The 17,054-nt window shown below is 69.9% G+C and carries 18 protein-coding genes; 4 read left to right on the top strand and 14 right to left on the bottom strand.

The window, feature by feature from the left end; translation table 11 throughout:
• Window positions 1-2: 2 nt before the first annotated feature.
• Genes nuoK through AB0L21_RS06485 form a run of 11 tightly spaced genes read right to left on the bottom strand, consistent with a single transcriptional unit; the run spans window position 3 to window position 10,918 of the window.
• On the bottom strand, window positions 3-302 hold the full coding sequence (gene nuoK, locus AB0L21_RS06435) for an NADH-quinone oxidoreductase subunit NuoK (RefSeq protein WP_030641022.1): 300 nt from the start codon (window positions 300-302) through the stop codon (window positions 3-5).
• Window positions 299-1,144 (bottom strand): NADH-quinone oxidoreductase subunit J, encoded by an 846-nt coding sequence (locus AB0L21_RS06440; protein WP_365707907.1) that lies wholly within the window; start codon window positions 1,142-1,144, stop codon window positions 299-301. The genes nuoK and AB0L21_RS06440 overlap by 4 nt, the downstream gene beginning before the upstream one ends.
• The gene (nuoI, locus tag AB0L21_RS06445; protein WP_365782536.1) at window positions 1,141-1,791 is read right to left on the bottom strand and encodes an NADH-quinone oxidoreductase subunit NuoI; all 651 of its coding nucleotides are present in this window, start codon (window positions 1,789-1,791) and stop codon (window positions 1,141-1,143) included. The genes AB0L21_RS06440 and nuoI overlap by 4 nt, the downstream gene beginning before the upstream one ends.
• On the bottom strand, window positions 1,784-3,151 hold the full coding sequence (gene nuoH, locus AB0L21_RS06450) for an NADH-quinone oxidoreductase subunit NuoH (protein ID WP_365707911.1): 1,368 nt from the start codon (window positions 3,149-3,151) through the stop codon (window positions 1,784-1,786). The genes nuoI and nuoH overlap by 8 nt, the downstream gene beginning before the upstream one ends.
• Window positions 3,148-5,676, bottom strand: coding sequence for an NADH-quinone oxidoreductase subunit G (locus AB0L21_RS06455; RefSeq protein WP_365782538.1), 2,529 nt, complete (start codon window positions 5,674-5,676; stop codon window positions 3,148-3,150). Before AB0L21_RS06455 ends, nuoH begins: the two co-directional genes overlap by 4 nt.
• Window positions 5,673-7,022 carry an NADH-quinone oxidoreductase subunit NuoF gene (gene nuoF, locus AB0L21_RS06460; protein ID WP_181140426.1) on the bottom strand — a complete coding sequence of 450 codons (1,350 nt, stop codon included), beginning with the start codon at window positions 7,020-7,022 and terminating at the stop codon, window positions 5,673-5,675. The genes AB0L21_RS06455 and nuoF overlap by 4 nt, the downstream gene beginning before the upstream one ends.
• The gene (gene nuoE / locus AB0L21_RS06465) at window positions 7,019-7,885 is read right to left on the bottom strand and encodes an NADH-quinone oxidoreductase subunit NuoE (protein WP_365707916.1); all 867 of its coding nucleotides are present in this window, start codon (window positions 7,883-7,885) and stop codon (window positions 7,019-7,021) included. Before nuoE ends, nuoF begins: the two co-directional genes overlap by 4 nt.
• On the bottom strand, window positions 7,882-9,222 hold the full coding sequence (locus AB0L21_RS06470) for an NADH-quinone oxidoreductase subunit D (RefSeq protein WP_365707918.1): 1,341 nt from the start codon (window positions 9,220-9,222) through the stop codon (window positions 7,882-7,884). The genes nuoE and AB0L21_RS06470 overlap by 4 nt, the downstream gene beginning before the upstream one ends.
• A complete protein-coding gene (locus tag AB0L21_RS06475) occupies window positions 9,219-9,992 on the bottom strand; it encodes an NADH-quinone oxidoreductase subunit C (RefSeq protein WP_365707920.1) in 774 nt (257 codons plus the stop codon). Before AB0L21_RS06475 ends, AB0L21_RS06470 begins: the two co-directional genes overlap by 4 nt.
• Window positions 9,989-10,543 carry an NADH-quinone oxidoreductase subunit B family protein gene (locus AB0L21_RS06480; RefSeq protein ID WP_007383964.1) on the bottom strand — a complete coding sequence of 185 codons (555 nt, stop codon included), beginning with the start codon at window positions 10,541-10,543 and terminating at the stop codon, window positions 9,989-9,991. The genes AB0L21_RS06475 and AB0L21_RS06480 overlap by 4 nt, the downstream gene beginning before the upstream one ends.
• Window positions 10,544-10,558: 15 nt before the next feature.
• Entirely contained in the window at window positions 10,559-10,918 is a 360-nt protein-coding gene (locus AB0L21_RS06485; RefSeq protein ID WP_003992243.1) for an NADH-quinone oxidoreductase subunit A, read from the bottom strand.
• Window positions 10,919-11,661: 743 nt separating this feature from the next.
• Here AB0L21_RS06485 and AB0L21_RS06490 point away from each other — a divergent pair.
• Window positions 11,662-12,492: a C40 family peptidase gene (locus AB0L21_RS06490; RefSeq protein ID WP_365782540.1), complete on the top strand. Its 831-nt coding sequence runs from the start codon at window positions 11,662-11,664 to the stop codon at window positions 12,490-12,492.
• Window positions 12,493-12,683: 191 nt separating this feature from the next.
• Window positions 12,684-13,307, top strand: coding sequence for a peptide deformylase (gene def, locus AB0L21_RS06495; protein WP_365782542.1), 624 nt, complete (start codon window positions 12,684-12,686; stop codon window positions 13,305-13,307).
• Here def and AB0L21_RS06500 read toward each other — a convergent pair whose 3' ends face one another.
• On the bottom strand, window positions 13,308-14,642 hold the full coding sequence (locus AB0L21_RS06500; protein WP_365707926.1) for a geranylgeranyl reductase family protein: 1,335 nt from the start codon (window positions 14,640-14,642) through the stop codon (window positions 13,308-13,310).
• A gap of 47 nt (window positions 14,643-14,689) precedes the next feature.
• Between AB0L21_RS06500 and AB0L21_RS06505 the strand changes: the two genes are divergently transcribed.
• Together AB0L21_RS06505 and AB0L21_RS06510 are read left to right on the top strand one after the other, a co-directional pair.
• Window positions 14,690-15,208: a GNAT family N-acetyltransferase gene (locus AB0L21_RS06505; RefSeq protein ID WP_365707928.1), complete on the top strand. Its 519-nt coding sequence runs from the start codon at window positions 14,690-14,692 to the stop codon at window positions 15,206-15,208.
• A gap of 109 nt (window positions 15,209-15,317) precedes the next feature.
• Window positions 15,318-15,635, top strand: a complete 318-nt coding sequence (locus AB0L21_RS06510; RefSeq protein ID WP_365707930.1) for a PASTA domain-containing protein — start codon at window positions 15,318-15,320, stop codon at window positions 15,633-15,635.
• Here AB0L21_RS06510 and AB0L21_RS06515 read toward each other — a convergent pair.
• Entirely contained in the window at window positions 15,622-16,317 is a 696-nt protein-coding gene (locus tag AB0L21_RS06515; protein WP_365782544.1) for a demethylmenaquinone methyltransferase, read from the bottom strand. The genes AB0L21_RS06510 and AB0L21_RS06515 overlap by 14 nt on opposite strands.
• Window positions 16,318-16,442: 125 nt before the next feature.
• The gene (locus tag AB0L21_RS06520) at window positions 16,443-17,048 is read right to left on the bottom strand and encodes a hypothetical protein (protein ID WP_365707934.1); all 606 of its coding nucleotides are present in this window, start codon (window positions 17,046-17,048) and stop codon (window positions 16,443-16,445) included.
• Between the last annotated feature and the right edge of the window lie 6 nt (window positions 17,049-17,054).

A 17,054-nucleotide genomic window follows, 5' to 3' on the forward strand; every position in this document is an offset into this window, starting at 1 on the left:
CCTTACAGCTTCATCAGGCTGGCGTCGTCGACCGAGGCCGAGTGGCGGGCACGGAACAGCGACACGATGATCGCGAGACCCACCACGACCTCCGCGGCGGCGACGACCATCGTGAAGAAGGCGATGATCTGGCCGTCGAGGTTGCCGTGCATCCGGGAGAAGGTGACGAACGCGAGGTTGCAGGCGTTCAGCATCAGCTCGATGCACATGAAGACCACGATGGCGTTGCGCCGGATCAGGACGCCGGTCGCGCCGATCGTGAACAACAGGGCGGCGAGGTAGAGGTAGTTGACCGGGTTCACTTCGACGCCTCCTCGGGCCGCTTGAACGTCTCCGGCTCGATCGCCCGGCGCCCCAGACGCTCCTCCGCGCGCTGCTCCAGCGCCCGCAGGTCGTTGAGCGCCTCCGTGGACACGTCACGGATCTGGCCGCGTTCGCGCAGCGTCTTGCTGACGGTCAGCTCGGACGGGGTGCCGTCGGGCAGCAGGCCCGCGATGTCCACGGCGTTGTGCCGGGCGTAGACACCGGGGGCGGGCAGCGGCGGGATGTGCTTCCCTTCGCGGATGCGCTGTTCGGACAGCTCGCGCTGGGTCCTGGCGCGCTCGGTGCGCTCCCGGTGGGTGAGCACCATGGCGCCGACGGCCGCCGTGATGAGCAGCGCGCCGGTGATCTCGAAGGCGAAGACGTACTTGGTGAAGATGAGGGACGCCAGCCCCTCCACATTGCCGTTCGCGTTCGCCCGGCCGGTGCCGTTGAACTCCTTCAGGGAGGCGTTGCCGATGCCGGCGAACAGCAGCACCCCGAAGCCGGCCCCGCACAGGAGGGCCAGCCAGCGCTGGCCCTTGATGGTCTCCTTCAGGGAGTCCGCGGCCGTGACGCCGACGAGCATCACCACGAACAGGAACAGCATCATGATCGCGCCGGTGTAGACGACGATCTGCACGATCCCGAGGAAGTAGGCGCCGTTGGCGAGGTAGAACACCGCCAGGACGATCATGGTGCCGGCGAGGCAGAGCGCGCTGTGCACGGCCTTCTTCATGAAGACGGTGCACAGGGCGCCGATCACCGCGACCGTACCGAGGACCCAGAACTGGAAGGCCTCACCGGTGGAGGTGGTGTAGGCGGCGAGGTGCTGCGCGCTCATCGGCCGATCACCTTCTCCGAGGCCGGCTCGTCCTCGCCGAAGGTGGAGGCGGCCTCCTGCGGGACCTCGCCCCTGGAGACGGCCACCTGGCGGACCGTACCGGGCGCGGCCTGCGTCACCAGGCCGCGGTAGTAGTCCTGTTCGTCCGTCCCCGGGAAGATGGCGTGCGGCGTGTCGACCATGCCCTCTTCGAGACCGGCGAGCAGCTGCTCCTTGGTGTAGATGAGGTTGGCGCGGCTGGAGTCGGCCAGTTCGAACTCGTTCGTCATCGTCAACGCGCGCGTGGGGCACGCCTCGATGCACAGCCCGCACAGGATGCAGCGGGCGTAGTTGATCTGGTAGACGCGGCCGTACCGCTCACCCGGCGAGTAGCGCTCCTCGTCGGTGTTGTCGGCGCCCTCCACGTAGATGGCGTCGGCGGGGCAGGCCCAGGCGCACAGCTCGCAGCCGACGCACTTCTCCAGGCCGTCCGGATGGCGGTTGAGCTGGTGCCGTCCGTGGAACCGCGGAGCCGTGGTCTTCTTCTGCTCCGGGTACTGCTCGGTCAGCCGCTTCTTGAACATGGCCTTGAAGGTCACGCCGAAGCCGGCCACGGGGTTCTGGAATCCGGGCTTGGTCTGCCCGGCCTCCTGAGGCTCCTCAGCCATCGGACGCCTCCTTTCCATCCGAAGATCCGTCACTGACAGTGTCCGGTCCACCACTGACAATCAGCTCCCGCTCGCCCCAGCGCGGGCGGCGCCTCGGCGCCGGCGGCAGCTCCTGTCCGGGCAGCGGCGGCACGGGGAACCCGCCCGCCATCGGGTCGAAGGCCGGCTGCTCGTCGGCGGGCTGTCCGGCCGGCTTCGCCTTGTCGCGGAACATGTCGGCGACGAAGGAGATCAGCAGCAGGGCGAGGACACCGCCGCCGACGTAGAGGGCGATGTCGGCGAAGTCGTAGTTCTCGTTGCGCAGGGCGCGGACGGTCGCGACCAGCATCAGCCAGGTCACGGAGACCGGGATGAGGACCTTCCAGCCGAGCTTCATCAGCTGGTCGTAGCGCACGCGCGGGAGCGTGCCGCGCAGCCAGATGAAGAAGAACAGCAGCAGCTGGACCTTGATGACGAACCAGAGCAGCGGCCACCAGCCGTGGTTCGCGCCCTCCCAGAAGGAACTGACCGGCCAGGGGGCGCGCCAGCCACCGAGGAACAGGGTGGCCGAGACGGCCGAGACCGTCACCATGTTCACGTACTCGGCGAGCATGAACATCGCGAACTTGATCGACGAGTACTCGGTGTTGAAGCCGCCGACCAGGTCGCCCTCGGACTCCGGCATGTCGAACGGGGCGCGGTTGGTCTCGCCGACCATCGTGACGATGTACAGGATGAAGGAGACCGGCAGCAGCAGGATGTACCAGCGGTCGTGCTGCTGCTCCACGATCGTGGACGTCGACATCGACCCCGAGTAGAGGAACACGGAGGCGAACGCGGCGCCCATGGCGATCTCGTACGAGATCATCTGCGCGCAGGAGCGCAGGCCGCCCAGGAGCGGATAGGTGGAGCCGGAACTCCAGCCCGCCAGCACGATGCCGTAGATGCCGACCGAGGCGATGGCGAGGATGTAGAGCATCGCGATCGGCAGGTCGGTGAGCTGCATCGTGGTGCGGTGGCCGAAGATCGAGATCTCGTTGCCGGCCGGTCCGAAGGGGATCACCGCGATCGCCATGAAGGCCGGGATGGCCGCGACGATCGGCGCGAGGACGTAGACCACCTTGTCCGCGCGTTTGACGATGAGGTCTTCCTTGAGCATCAGTTTCACGCCGTCGGCGAGCGACTGGAGCATGCCCCAGGGGCCGTGCCGGTTGGGGCCGATGCGCAGCTGCATCCAGGCGACGACCTTGCGCTCCCAGACGATGGAGAACAGAACGGTCACCATCAGGAACGCGAAGCAGAAGACGGCCTTGACGACGACCAGCCACCAGGGGTCGCGGCCGAACATCGAGAGGTCTTCAGCGGCGAGGTACGGGCTCATGCCTCCACCTCCTTGGGGGCCTCGCCGGCGACTGCCGCCGGGCCGATGCGGACGAGGGAGCCGGGCCGTGCCCCGGTGTCGGAGGCGACGCCGGCACCGACGGAGTTCAGCGGGAGCCAGACCACCCGGTCGGGCATCTCGGTGATCTGCAGGGGCAGTCCGACCGCGCCGGCGGGGCCGGTGACGGTCAGGATGCCGCCGTCCGCGACGCCCGCCTCGGCGGCCGTCGCGGCGGACACGCGCGCGTGTGCGGCGTGCCGGGTGCCGGCGAGCGCCTCGTCGCCTTCCTGGAGGACGCCCTGGTCGAGCAGCAGCCGGTGCCCGGCGAGCACGGCCTCACCCGCGGCCGGGCGGGGCAGCGCGCCCGCGATCTCCGTGGGTCCGGAGGCGCGGGGGCCGTCCCAGGAGCCGAGCCGGTCGATCTCCGCGCGCGTGCTGCGCAGGTCCGGCAGGCCCAGCTGCCGGCGGCCGTCGGCGCCTTCGACACCGTCCATGGCGTCGGCGAGCATGTGCAGCACCCGCGTGTCGGTCGGCGCGAGCGGGCGGGTCATCTGGTCGGGCTTGAGCGCGGCCTCGAAGAAGCGCACACGGCCCTCCCAGTTGAGGAAGGTGCCCGCCTTCTCGGCGACCGCGGCGACCGGCAGGACGACGTCGGCGTGGGCGGTGACCTCGCTGGGCCGCAGCTCCAGCGACACCAGGAAGCCGACGTTCTCCAGCGCCTCACGCGCGCGTGCCGGGTCGGGCAGGTCGGCGACCTCCACGCCGGCCACCAGGAGTGCCGAGAGTTCGCCGGTGGCGGCGGCCTCGACGATCTGGTGGGTGTCGCGGCCGTAGCGCGCCGGGAGTTCGGCGAGGCCCCAGGCCGCGGCGACCTCCTCCCGCGCGCGCGGGTCGGTCGCCGGGCGGCCTCCCGGCAGCAGCGAGGGCAGGGCGCCCGCCTCGACGGCGCCGCGCTCACCGGCCCGGCGCGGGATCCACACCAGCTCGGCGCCGGTCGCGGCGGCGGCGCGCAGGGCGGCGGTGAGTCCGCCCGCGACACCGGCCAGCCGCTCTCCTACGACGATGACGGCGCCCTCGGTGCGCAGGGCCTCGGCGGCGAGCGTGCCGGGCTCCTCCAGGCCGACGCCGCTCGCGAGCGCGTCCAGCCACTCCGGCTCGGTGCCCGGAGCGGCCGGCAGCAGCGTGCCGCCCGCCTTCTCCAGGCCCCGGGTGGCGTGCGTGGCCAGCGAGAACACCCGCTGCTTACGCTTGCGCCAGGCCTTGCGCAGCCGCAGGAAGACGCCCGGTGCCTCCTCCTCCGACTCGAAGCCGACCAGCAGGACGGCGGGCGCCTTCTCCAGGGAGGTGTACGTGACGCCCGTACCGTCGAGGTCCCGGCCGCGGCCGGCCACCCGGGCCGCCAGGAAGTCGGCCTCCTCGCCGCTGTGCACGCGCGCGCGGAAGTCGATGTCGTTGGTGTCGAGCGCCACGCGCGCGAACTTGCTGTACGCGTAGGCGTCCTCGACGGTCAGCCGGCCGCCGATGAGGACACCGGCCCGGGAGCGGGCGGCGCTCAGGCCCCGCGCGGCCGCTTCCAGCGCCTCGGGCCAGGAAGCGGGCTCCAGGACACCGTCGGCGTTGCGCACCAGCGGCGTGTCGAGGCGGTCCTTCTGCTGCGCGTAGCGGAACGCGAAGCGTCCCTTGTCGCAGATCCACTCCTCGTTGACCTCGGGGTCGTAGGCGGCGAGCCGCCGCATGACCTTGCCGCGCCGGTGGTCGGTGCGGGTGGCGCAGCCGCCGGAGCAGTGCTCGCACACCGACGGGGAGGAGACGAGGTCGAAGGGGCGGGAGCGGAACCGGTAGGCGGCCGAGGTGAGCGCGCCGACCGGGCAGATCTGGATGGTGTTGCCGGAGAAGTACGACTCGAACGGGTCGCCCTCGCCTGTGCCGACCTGCTGGAGCGCGCCCCGCTCGACCAGCTCGATCATGGGGTCGCCCGCGATCTGGTTGGAGAAGCGGGTGCAGCGGGCGCACAGCACGCACCGCTCCCGGTCGAGCAGCACCTGGGTGGAGAGCGGCACGGGCTTCTCGTAGGTCCGCTTCTTGCCGTCGAAGCGGGACTCGGCGTTGCCGTGCGACATCGCCTGGTTCTGCAGCGGGCACTCACCGCCCTTGTCGCAGACCGGGCAGTCCAGCGGGTGGTTGATGAGCAGCAGCTCCATCACACCCTGCTGGGCCTTCTCGGCGACCGGCGAGGTCAGGTGGGTCTTCACGACCATGCCGTCCGTGCACGTGATCGTGCAGGACGCCATCGGCTTGCGCTGGCCCTCGACCTCGACGATGCACTGGCGGCAGGCGCCGGCCGGGTCCAGCAGGGGGTGGTCGCAGAAGCGCGGGATCTCGATGCCGAGCTGCTCGGCGGCCCGGATGACCAGGGTGCCCTTGGGCACGCTGATCTCGATGCCGTCGATCGTCAGCGTGACGAGGTCCTCCGGCGGGACCGCCGCCTCTCCCCCACCCGCGGGAGCACTGGTGGTCACGGTCATGCGTTCACCTCCGGGCGGTCCGCCCAGGCCGTCGACTTGGCCGGGTCGAAGGGGCAGCCCCGGCCCGTGATGTGCTGCTCGTACTCCTCGCGGAAGTACTTCAGCGAGGAGAAGATCGGGGACGCGGCGCCGTCGCCGAGGGCGCAGAAGGACTTGCCGTTGATGTTGTCGGCGATGTCGGCGAGCTTGTCGAGGTCGGACATCACGCCCTTGCCGGCCTCGATGTCCCGCAGCAACTGCACCAGCCAGTACGTCCCTTCGCGGCAGGGTGTGCACTTGCCGCAGGACTCGTGGGCGTAGAACTCGGTCCAGCGGGTCACCGCCCGCACCACGCAGGTCGTCTCGTCGAAGCACTGCAGCGCCTTGGTGCCGAGCATGGAGCCGGCGGCGCCGACGCCCTCGTAGTCGAGGGGGACGTCGAGGTGCTCGTCGGTGAACATCGGCGTGGAGGACCCGCCCGGCGTCCAGAACTTCAGGCGGTGGCCCGGCCGCATGCCGCCGCTCATGTCGAGGAGCTGGCGCAGCGTGATGCCGAGCGGGGCCTCGTACTGGCCGGGGCTCGCGACATGGCCGCTGAGCGAGTAGAGCGTGAAGCCCGGGGACTTCTCGCTGCCCATCGACCTGAACCAGTCCTTGCCGTTTTTCAGGATGGCGGGAACCGACGCGATCGACTCGACGTTGTTCACCACAGTGGGACAGGCGTAGAGGCCTTCCACGGCAGGGAAGGGGGGACGGAGCCGCGGTTGACCACGGCGGCCTTCGAGCGAGTCGAGCAGTGCGGTCTCCTCACCGCAGATGTACGCGCCGGCGCCGGCGTGCACGGTGAGCTGGAGGTCGAGTCCGCTGCCCAGGATGTTCTCGCCGAGGTAGCCCGCCGCGTAGGCCTCGCGCACGGCCTCATGCAACCGCCGCAGAACGGGGACGACTTCACCCCGCAGATAGATGAAGGCATGCGACGACCTGATGGCGTAGCACGCGATCACGATGCCCTCGATGAGGCTGTGCGGGTTCGCGAAGAGGAGCGGGATGTCCTTGCAGGTGCCCGGCTCCGACTCGTCGGCGTTGACAACTAGATAGTGCGGTTTTCCATCACCCTGCGGGATGAACTGCCACTTCATCCCGGTCGGGAATCCCGCGCCGCCGCGGCCCCGCAGCCCGGAGTCCTTGACGTACGCGATCAGGTCGTCCGGTGACATGGCGAGGGCCTTGCGGAGCCCCTCGTATCCCTCGTGCCTCCGGTAGACGTCCAGAGTCCAGGACCGGTCCTCGTCCCAGAAGGCCGACAGCACGGGTGCGAGCAGCTTCTCCGGGCTCGGGTCCTTGACCTCGGATACCACGGTCATCACTCACCCTCCTCGGCGGTAGGCCCCGCGGGGTGGGCAGGGTCGGAGGCCGATGTGTCCTGCGGCGCGTCATGGGAGCTGAGGTGCTCGGCCGGCGACGGCTCGTGCACCTTGTCCTGCGGTTCCTCATGCGGACCTCCGCGCGGATGGACCACGCGCGCGGGTGCGGCCTCTCCCCTTGCCAGGCGAAGGCCCACCAGCGACGCGGGTCCCGCACTGCCGCCCTCCTCGACGGCCCCGGGCCGCTCGTCGGGGAAGCCGGCCAGGATCCGCGCGGTCTCCTTGAAGGTGCACAGGCGCGCCCCGCGCGTGGGCTGCACGGGGCGCCCCGCCCGCAGATCGTCGACCATGCGCTTGGCGCTCGCCGGGGTCTGGTTGTCGAAGAACTCCCAGTTGACCATCACGACCGGCGCGTAGTCGCAGGCCGCGTTGCACTCGATGTGCTCCAGGGTGACCTTGCCGTCGTCGGTGGTCTCGCCGTTGCCGACGCCCAGGTGCTCCTGGAGGCTCTCGAAGATCGCGTCACCGCCCATGACCGCGCACAGCGTGTTGGTGCAGACGCCGACCTGGTAGTCGCCGGACGGCTTGCGCCGGTACATCGTGTAGAAGGTGGCGACGGCGGTGACCTCGGCCGTGGTCAGGCCCAGCATGTCCGCGCAGAACCGCATGCCGGTGCGCGTGACATGGCCCTCCTCCGACTGCACGAGGTGGAGCAGCGGCAGCAGGGCGGACCGGGAGTCCGGGTAGCGCGCGATCACCTCGCGCGCGTCCGCCTCCAGCCGGGCCCGGACGTCGTCCGGGTACGCGGGTGCGGGCAGTTCGGGCATGCCCAGGCTGACGCCCCGCTCGGAAGAAGAGGTGGTCACCGGTCGACGCCTCCCATCACGGGGTCGATGGACGCTACGGCGACGATGACGTCGGCGACCTGGCCGCCCTCGCACATCGCCGCCATGGCCTGCAGGTTGGTGAAGGACGGGTCGCGGAAGTGGACCCGGTAGGGGCGGGTGCCGCCGTCGGAGACCGCGTGCACCCCGAGTTCGCCCTTGGGCGACTCGACGGCCGCGTACGCCTGTCCCGGCGGGACCCGGAAGCCCTCGGTGACCAGCTTGAAGTGGTGGATGAGGGCCTCCATGGAGGTGCCCATGATCTTCTTGATGTGGTCGAGGGAGTTGCCGAGTCCGTCCGGTCCCAGAGCGAGCTGGGCGGGCCAGGCGATCTTCTTGTCGGCGACCATGACCGGGCCGGGCTGGAGCCGGTCCAGGCACTGCTCGATGATCCCGAGCGACTGGCGCATCTCCTCCAGGCGGATGAGGAAGCGGCCGTAGGCGTCGCAGGTGTCGGCGGTCGGGACGTCGAAGTCGTACGTCTCGTAGTCGCAGTACGGCTGGGCCTTGCGCAGGTCGTGCGGCAGGCCGGTGGCACGCAGGATCGGGCCGGTCGCGCCGAGGGCCATGCAGCCGGCCAGGTCGAGGTAGCCGATGTCCTGCATGCGGGCCTTGAAGATGGGGTTCCCGGTGGCGAGCTTGTCGTACTCCGGGAGGTTCTTCTTCATCTTCTTCACGAACTCGCGGATCTGGTCCACCGCGCCGGGCGGCAGGTCCTGGGCGAGTCCGCCGGGCCGGATGTACGCGTGGTTCATGCGCAGGCCCGTGACCAGCTCGTAGATGTCGAGAATCATTTCACGATCACGGAATCCGTAGATCATGATCGTGGTGGCGCCCAGCTCCATGCCGCCGGTGGCGATGCACACCAGGTGGGAAGACAGCCGGTTCAGCTCCATCAGGAGCACCCGGATGATCTTGGCGCGTTCGGTGATCTGGTCCTCGATGCCGAGGAGCTTCTCGACGGCGAGGCAGTAGGCGGTCTCGTTGAAGAAGGACGTCAGGTAGTCCATGCGCGTCACGAACGTGGTGCCCTGCGTCCACGTGCGGTATTCGAGGTTCTTCTCGATGCCGGTGTGGAGGTAGCCGATGCCGCAGCGGGCCTCGGTGACCGTCTCGCCCTCGATCTCCAGGATCAGGCGGAGCACTCCATGGGTGGACGGGTGCTGGGGACCCATGTTGACGACGATGCGCTCGTCGTCGGCGCGGGCCGCGGACTGGACGACCTCGTCCCAGTCGCCACCGGTGACCGTGTAGACGGTGCCCTCGGTGGTCTCGCGCGCGGACGCGGCCGACGCGGCGGATGCTGACTGCGTGCTCACGAGTACGACCTCCGCTGGTCCGGAGCCGGGATCTGGGCGCCCTTGTACTCGACGGGGATGCCGCCGAGGGGGTAGTCCTTGCGCTGCGGGTGGCCCTGCCAGTCGTCCGGCATCATGATCCGCGTCAGGGCCGGGTGACCTTCGAAGACGATGCCGAAGAAGTCGTAGGTCTCGCGCTCGTGCCAGTCGTTCGTCGGGTAGACGGAGACCAGCGACGGGATGCGCGGGTCGCTGTCGGGGGCGCTGACTTCGAGGCGGATCAGCCGGTTGTGGGTGATCGAGCGCACGTGGTAGACGGCGTGCAGCTCGCGGCCCTTGTCGTTCGGGTAGTGGACGCCGCTGACGCCGGTGCACAGCTCGAAGCGCAGGGCCGGGTCGTCGCGCAGGGTGCGGGCGACACGGACCAGGTGCTCGCGTTCGATGTGGAAGGTGATCTCGCCGCGGTCGACGACCGTCTTCTCGATGGCGTTCCCGGGGAGGAGTCCCTGTTCCTCCAGGGCGCCCTCCAGCTCGTCGGCGACCTCGTCGAACCATCCGCCGTAGGGCCGGGCCGCCGGTCCCGGGAGTCGGACCGAGCGGACCAGGCCGCCGTAGCCGGAGGTGTCGCCGCCGTTGTCGGCGCCGAACATGCCGCGCTGGACGCGGATCTCCTCGCCGCCCTGGCCGCGCCGGCCGGGGAGGTTGGAGGCGGAGAGATCCTTCTCGGGGTTCACCCCGTTCGCGGAGCCGTTCACCCCGTGGTCTCCCTGGGTGCCGTTCGCGTCGCTCACCGCAGCAGCCCCTTCATCTCGATCGTGGGCAGGGCCTTGAGCGCCGCCTCCTCCGCCTCGCGGGCCGCTTCCTCGGCGTTCACGCCGAGCTTGGAGGACTGGATCTTCTGGTGGAGCTTGAGGATCGCGTCCATCAGCATCTCGGGGCGGGGCGGGCAGCCGGGCAGGTAGATGTCGACCGGGACGATGTGGTCGACGCCCTGGACGATCGCGTAGTTGTTGAACATGCCGCCGGAGGAGGCACAGACGCCCATGGAGATCACCCATTTGGGGTTGGGCATCTGGTCGTAGACCTGCCTCAGGACGGGCGCCATCTTCTGGCTGACCCGGCCGGCGACGATCATCAGGTCCGCCTGGCGCGGTGAACCGCGGAAGACCTCCATGCCGAAGCGGGCCAGGTCGTAGCGGCCGGCGCCGGTGGTCATCATCTCGATGGCACAGCAGGCGAGGCCGAAGGTGGCCGGGAAGACGGACGCCTTGCGCACCCAGCCCGCGGCCTGCTCGACGGTGGTCAGCAGGAAGCCGCTCGGCAGCTTTTCTTCGAGTCCCATGTCGTTAAAGGCCCCTCAGTCCCATTCCAGGCCGCCGCGCCGCCATACGTACGCGTAGGCGACGAAGACGGTGAGCACGAAGAGCAGCATCTCCACGAGCCCGAAAATCCCCAGGGCGTCGAAGGTGACGGCCCAGGGGTAGAGGAAGACGATCTCGATGTCGAAGACGATGAAGAGCATCGCCGTCAGGTAGTACTTGATGGGGAAGCGCCCGCCGCCGGCCGGCGTGGGGGTCGGCTCGATGCCGCACTCGTAGGCTTCGAGTTTCGCGCGGTTGTACCGCTTCGGACCGATCAGCGTGGCCATGACCACGGAGAAGATCGCAAAGCCTGCCCCGAGGGCTCCCAGTACGAGGATGGGCGCATACGCGTTCACCGCTCCTCGCTCCTCTCAGTCGGCACTGACTGCTGGCGGTTGCACTGGGCTCACATCCGCCTCACCGGTCCCACGAACCCCGCTCGCCCCGGCGAAGATCGCGAACATGTGAAGCAGGTCACAAGCCCAACTGCCTCGCATCTTATGCCCGCCGCTCTGTGATCTGCGACACGGGGTATTACACAAGCTTTGTGATCTCCACCACCTGACGAAGGATCATGAAGTCGGATGATGAGTGATCTTCATACGCGAAGCGTTCAGTTGATCACCAGAAGTGACAATCTCGCACGTCATCGCAGGCCGGAGGGGGCGTCTCCATATCAAGATGCTTCCGATGCATGCAAATTGGCGATGGACGCGGGGGGCTGGTAGTGGGGCGCGTTCACACCTCGGAGGGAGGCCGGGGCGGGGTGTGGACGCGGTTCCGGGCGCGTGCACGCGTTCACGAGCCGGACAGGCGTCGGACGCCACGATTCCGGTAATCGTTCCGTGACCTCCGCCACATCCATGAGAGACCCCTGAGAACCGGGCTTGGCCAACGAACCCAACCAGTGGTAGGCGGGGGGCAATTCGGACGTAATGATCAAAGACCGTGATCAAGGCCTTGATCACGAGCGTCCGCAATGTCCGTTACGGCGTCAATAAAGAGCGACACGCCCGGGTTTCCGGGTCTCGATTGAACAAATGTGGCGCAGCACACGTTTCTTGAAGATATGAAGGAGCCCCTGGTACCGGTTGTTCCCATGTCCCACACCGCTCACATACGCAGCCACCGGAAGCCCCGCCGCAGCGCGTCGACCCTCGCGATGCGGGCCGGAGTTGCCGGTGGCGTCCTCGGCACCCTGGCAGTCGCCGGGGCGTCCGGCTCGGCGAACGCGGCCGAGCCGGTGACGCAGACCCTCGAACTGCCCACCCTGACGGCCGACCTGGCCGCTCAGGCGGCCCAGTCCGCGGACGCCACCGAACAGGCCGCCGCGAACTACCAGCTGCAGGCCGAGCGTGACGCGGCTGCCGCGAAGGCCGCGAAGCAGGCCAAGACGGACCTCGCCGACGCCAAGAAGAAGGCGGCGGAGGCCAAGAAGAAGGCCCAGGAGGCCGCCCGCAAGGAGGCCGCCGCCCGCGCCTCCCGCTCCGCGGAGCGGACCACGCTCTCCACCACGGCGGACGCCGGCTCCACCTCCACCTCCACGTCCACCTCCACCAGCACCTCCACGGCCACCGGTTCGGCCGCGGCCGTCATCAGCTTCGTCAAGGCGCAGGTCGGCAAGGCGTACGTCTCCGGCGCCACCGGCCCCTCCGCCTACGACTGCTCGGGCCTGGTGCAGACGGCCTTCAAGCAGGTCGGCATCAGCCTGCCGCGCGTCTCCCAGGACCAGTCGACGGCCGGCACCCAGGTCTCGCTGAGCAACCTCCAGCCGGGCGACATCCTGTACTGGGGCAGCGCGGGCAGCGCGTACCACGTCGGGGTGTACGTCGGCGACGGCATGTTCGTGGGCGCGCAGAACCCCTCCAGCGGCGTCGTGGAGCGCCCGCTGTCGTACGACCCGCCCACCGGCGCCGTGCGGGTGCTCTGAGCGCACTCCGCACCTCTCACACGCGTAGGGCCGCAGCCGCTCGGGGGCAGCGGCCCTTGCGTCGTACCTGGAACACCGCGCGCCGTCCCTGGAAGGCGGCGCGCCGCCCCTGACCCGCCTCGCGTCGTTCCTGACATGCTCTGCTCGGGCCGCCGTCCGGTGGTCCGTCGCCGAGCGAAGGAGTCCGCGCGATGCCACGCGTGTTCGTACAGGGAAGCCCCGCCGACCACTACCCGCGGTACGCCCCCGAGGCCGGACGGGGCGCGGTGCGCCGTGTCACCGAGGTCGGTGAAGAGGTGCTGCACAGGCCGTGCCGGGACGTCACGGAGTTCGGGCCCGACCTCGCCGCGCTCATCGACGACATGTTCCGCACCATGTATGTCGCCGAGGGCGCGGGGCTGGCGGCGAATCAGGTCGGGGTGGATCTGCGGCTGTTCGTGTACGACTGCCCCGATGACGAAGGAGTCCGACATGTCGGGCACATCGTCAATCCGGTGCTCGAAACGCCCACGACCGGGCGACGGCTGCTGGACGAGGGCGAGGGGTGCCTGTCGGTGCCGGGTGCCGTGATGGCCGTACCGCGGCCGGACCGGGCCGTCGTGCGCGGGCAGGACAGGGACGGCAACCCCGTCGTCGTCGAGGGCACCGGGTACTTCGCGCGGTGCCTGGCCCATGAGACCGACCACACCAACGGGTACGTCTATCTGGACCGGCTCTCGAAACGGGACAAGAAGGACGCGCTGCGGCAGATGGCGGACCAGCGGGACGCGGTGTACGCCCGCCGGGCCGCCAACGCCGCGGCTTTCAGCGCCTAGTCACGCCTTCGGGGCCACCTTGCTCAGGCCGTTGATGATGCGGTCCATCGCGTCGCCGCCCGTCGGGTCGGTGAGGTTCGCCAGCAGCTTCAGGGTGAACTTCATCAGCAGCGGGTGGGTCAGGCCGCGCTGGGTGGCGATCTGCATGACCTTCGGGTTGCCGATGAGCTTCACGAAGGCGCGGCCGAGCGTGTAGTAACCGCCGTAGGTGTCCTTGAGGACGCGCGGGTAGTGCTGGAGGGCGATCTCGCGCTGGGCGGGCGTCGCGCGCGCGTGGGCCTGCACGATGACGTCGGCGGCGATCTGGCCGGACTCCATGGCGTAGGCGATGCCCTCGCCGTTGAAGGGGTTCACCAGGCCGCCGGCGTCGCCGACGAGCAGCAGCCCGCGCGTGTAGTGCGGCTGGCGGTTGAAGGCCATGGGCAGGGCCGCGCCGCGGATCGGGCCGGTCATGTTCTCGGGGGTGTAGCCCCAGTCCTCCGGCATGGAGGCGCACCAGGCCTTGAGGATCTCGCGCCAGTCCAGCTCCTTGAAGGAGGCGGAGGTGTTCAGCACGCCGAGGCCCACGTTCGACGTGCCGTCGCCCATGCCGAAGATCCAGCCGTAGCCGGGCAGCAGGCGGTCCTGGGGGCCGCGGCGGTCCCACAGTTCCAGCCACGACTCCAGGTAGTCGTCGTCGTGGCGGGGGCTCTGGAAGTACGTCCGGACCGCGACGCCCATGGGGCGGTCCTCGCGGCGGTGCAGGCCCATCGCCAGGGAGAGGCGGGTGGAGTTGCCGTCGGCGGCGACGACGAGCGGCGCGTGGAAGGTGACCTCGCGCTTCTCCTCGCCGAGCTTGGCGGTGACGCCGGTGATGCGGCCGGTGCGGTCGTCGAGGACCGGGCCGCTGACGTTGCAGCGCTCGTACAGGCGGGCGCCGGCCTTCTGGGCGTTGCGGGCGAGCTGCTCGTCGAAGTCGTCGCGCTTGCGGACCAGGCCGTAGTTCGGATAGGCGGCGAGATCCGGCCAGTCGAGCTGGAGGCGGGAGCCGCCGCCGATGATGCGCAGGCCCTTGTTGCGCAGCCAGCCGGCCTCCTCCGAGATGTCGATGCCCATGGCGACGAGCTGCTTGACCGCGCGCGGGGTGAGGCCGTCGCCGCACACCTTCTCACGCGGGAACTCGGTCTTCTCCAGGAGCAGGACGTCGAGACCGGCCTTGGCGAGGTGGTACGCGGTCGTGGAGCCGGCTGGCCCCGCGCCCACGACGATCACATCGGCGGTGTGGTCGGAGAGGGGCTCGGTCACGGCGGGATCTCCCCAAGTTTCGAAATGTGCGTGCCGACCGGCACTGGACATGGGCAGTCTATTCAGCGGACTTGATCGCCTGGCTGAAGGGCTGCCCCGTGAACCGACCTCTCCCCGCGGTACGGCTGCGCGTTCCCACGCACGAGGACGCGGTCGCCTGGCACCGGATCTTCGCCGACCCGGAGGTCATGGAGTTCCACGGCGGCAGGCCGGCGGAGCTGTCGGTCTACGAGGAACTCACCGCGCGCCAGCGGCGGAACGACGCCGAGCACGGCTTCTGCCTGTGGACCCTGCTGGACGAGTCCGGGGAGGTCGTCGGCTTCACCGGCGCGCACCCGTGGCGGCCGGACTGGGGCCCGGTCGGCGAGACCGAGATCGGCTGGCGGCTCGGGCGGGCGCACTGGGGCAAGGGGTACGCGACGGCGGCGGCGCGGGAGACGCTCAGACGTGTACGGGAGGCCGGGGTGCCGGGGGTGGTGGCGATGGTCCCGCAGGGCAACGAGCGGTCGATCGCGGTGGCCCGGCGGCTCGGCATGGAGCGGGCGGAGACCTACGCGCACCCCACGCTGAACGAGCCGGCCCTGTGCTTCCGGCTCCCCTTTCATCACGCACAGTAGTCATCTGTTACAGAAAGACACCGGCGCCTTCCGGGTGGGCCGGGCGAGAGTTACCCTTCCAGTACCGCTGGGGGTGACATCTGTGCGCATAACACCCAAAACACCCGAAGTGCGCGTCCCGCGTCTGGTCGGTCTGATGGCCGTGGACGCGCGCGAAACGGCCAGGGCGCGGGGACTGTTCCTCAACGCGCCGGACCGCCCGGAGTTCCACCGCACCGTCGTCGACTACGTCGTACGCCAGTATCCGCAGCCCGGTGCCGAGGTGCCGCCGGACTCGATGGTGTACGTGTGGTTCGACTTCGGTGAGGGCGAGGGCGGCGGAGGCGTGCGTGAACCACGCGTTCCGCGACCCCCGGCGGGCGGACTGCGACGGGAGCTGGAACAGCCCGGCGACCCGTACGCGGTGGCCGGATTCAGCTCTCCTTGAAGCCCCGGTGCAGCGCGACCACCCCGCCGGTGAGGTTGCGCCACGCCACCTTGGACCAGCCCGCCTTGCGGAGCCGTTCGGCGAGCGCGGGCTGGTCGGGCCAGGCCCGGATGGACTCGGCGAGGTAGACGTACGCGTCCGGGTTGGAGGACACCGCGCGCGCGACCGGCGGCAGCGCCCGCATCAGGTACTCGGTGTAGACGGTGCGGAACGGCGCCCACGTCGGGTGGGAGAACTCGCAGATCACCACGCGTCCGCCGGGCCGGGTGACCCGGTACATCTCGCGCAGCGCCGCGTCCGTGTCCTGCACGTTGCGCAGCCCGAAGGAGATCGTCACCGCGTCGAAGGTGTCGTCCTTGAAGGGCAGCCTCGTCGCGTCGCCCGCCGTGAACGGCAGCCAGGTGTGCTTCTTCTTGCCGACCTGGAGCATGCCGAGGGAGAAGTCGCAGGGGACGACGTACGCGCCCGTCCGCGCGAAGGGCAGCGAGGAGGTGGCCGTCCCGGCGGCGAGGTCCAGGACCTTTTGCGCGGGGCGCGCGTCGACCGCCGTCGCCACCTCCTTGCGCCAGCGCCGGTCCTGGCCGAGCGACAGCACGTCGTTCGTCAGGTCGTACCGTTCCGCCACGTCGTCGAACATCGAGGCGACTTCGTGCGGCTGCTTGTTCAGGGAAGCGCGGGTCACCCGCCCATTCTTGCAGCCCGCCCTCTCGGCAGGAGCGTCGGCTTCCTGCGTGCCGCGATCAGCGGGACGGCCGGCACCAGGCTTTCGCGCGCCGCTTCTCCGGGTGAGCGGATCGCCACGGCGTCTCAGCGGCGGCGGAACACCAAGCGCCCCGCCACCACCGTCGCCACGCACGTCCCCGCGCCCCGCTCGGCCAGTTCCTCCTCGTCGCGTACGTCGAACACGGCGAAGCGGGCGGCGGAGCCCTGGCGGCGTTCCGTCGCCGGCATGGGGGGCCTGGCGGAGCCGAACGGGTCCAGGGAGGGCGGGTCGTCGGGGGTGTTCAGCCGTCCCACGGTCCCGATCCCGGTGCGTCGTACGGCGTCCCGTACCGCGCGGCTGCGGAAGGGCTCGCAGGCCACGGCGACCGTGCCGTACGTCAGCATGCGCTGGATGCCCCGCCGGGCGCTCGCGCCCCGGCGGGCGTCGTCCAGGGTGAGCAGGGTGAGCGCGTCCCCGGTCAGCGGCTCGGTGCCGAGGTCGTCGGCCTCCCGTGGGTCCGGGTGGTACGTCTGCTCCAGCAGCTCGTTGCCGTAGAGGTTGACGAACCCGGGCGTGAGGATGCCGGGCCAGCTGCGCACGCGCACGCCTGGCTGCGCGGCGGCCAGCTCCTCCAGGGGACCGACCGCCTCGATCCACTCGCCCTTGACGAGGAAGGCGTGCCCCCGGGAGTCCGCGTGAATCGTCAGCAAGGCGGC

Source organism: Streptomyces sp. NPDC052721 (assembly GCF_040678315.1).
Classification (GTDB): Bacteria; Actinomycetota; Actinomycetes; order Streptomycetales; family Streptomycetaceae; genus Streptomyces.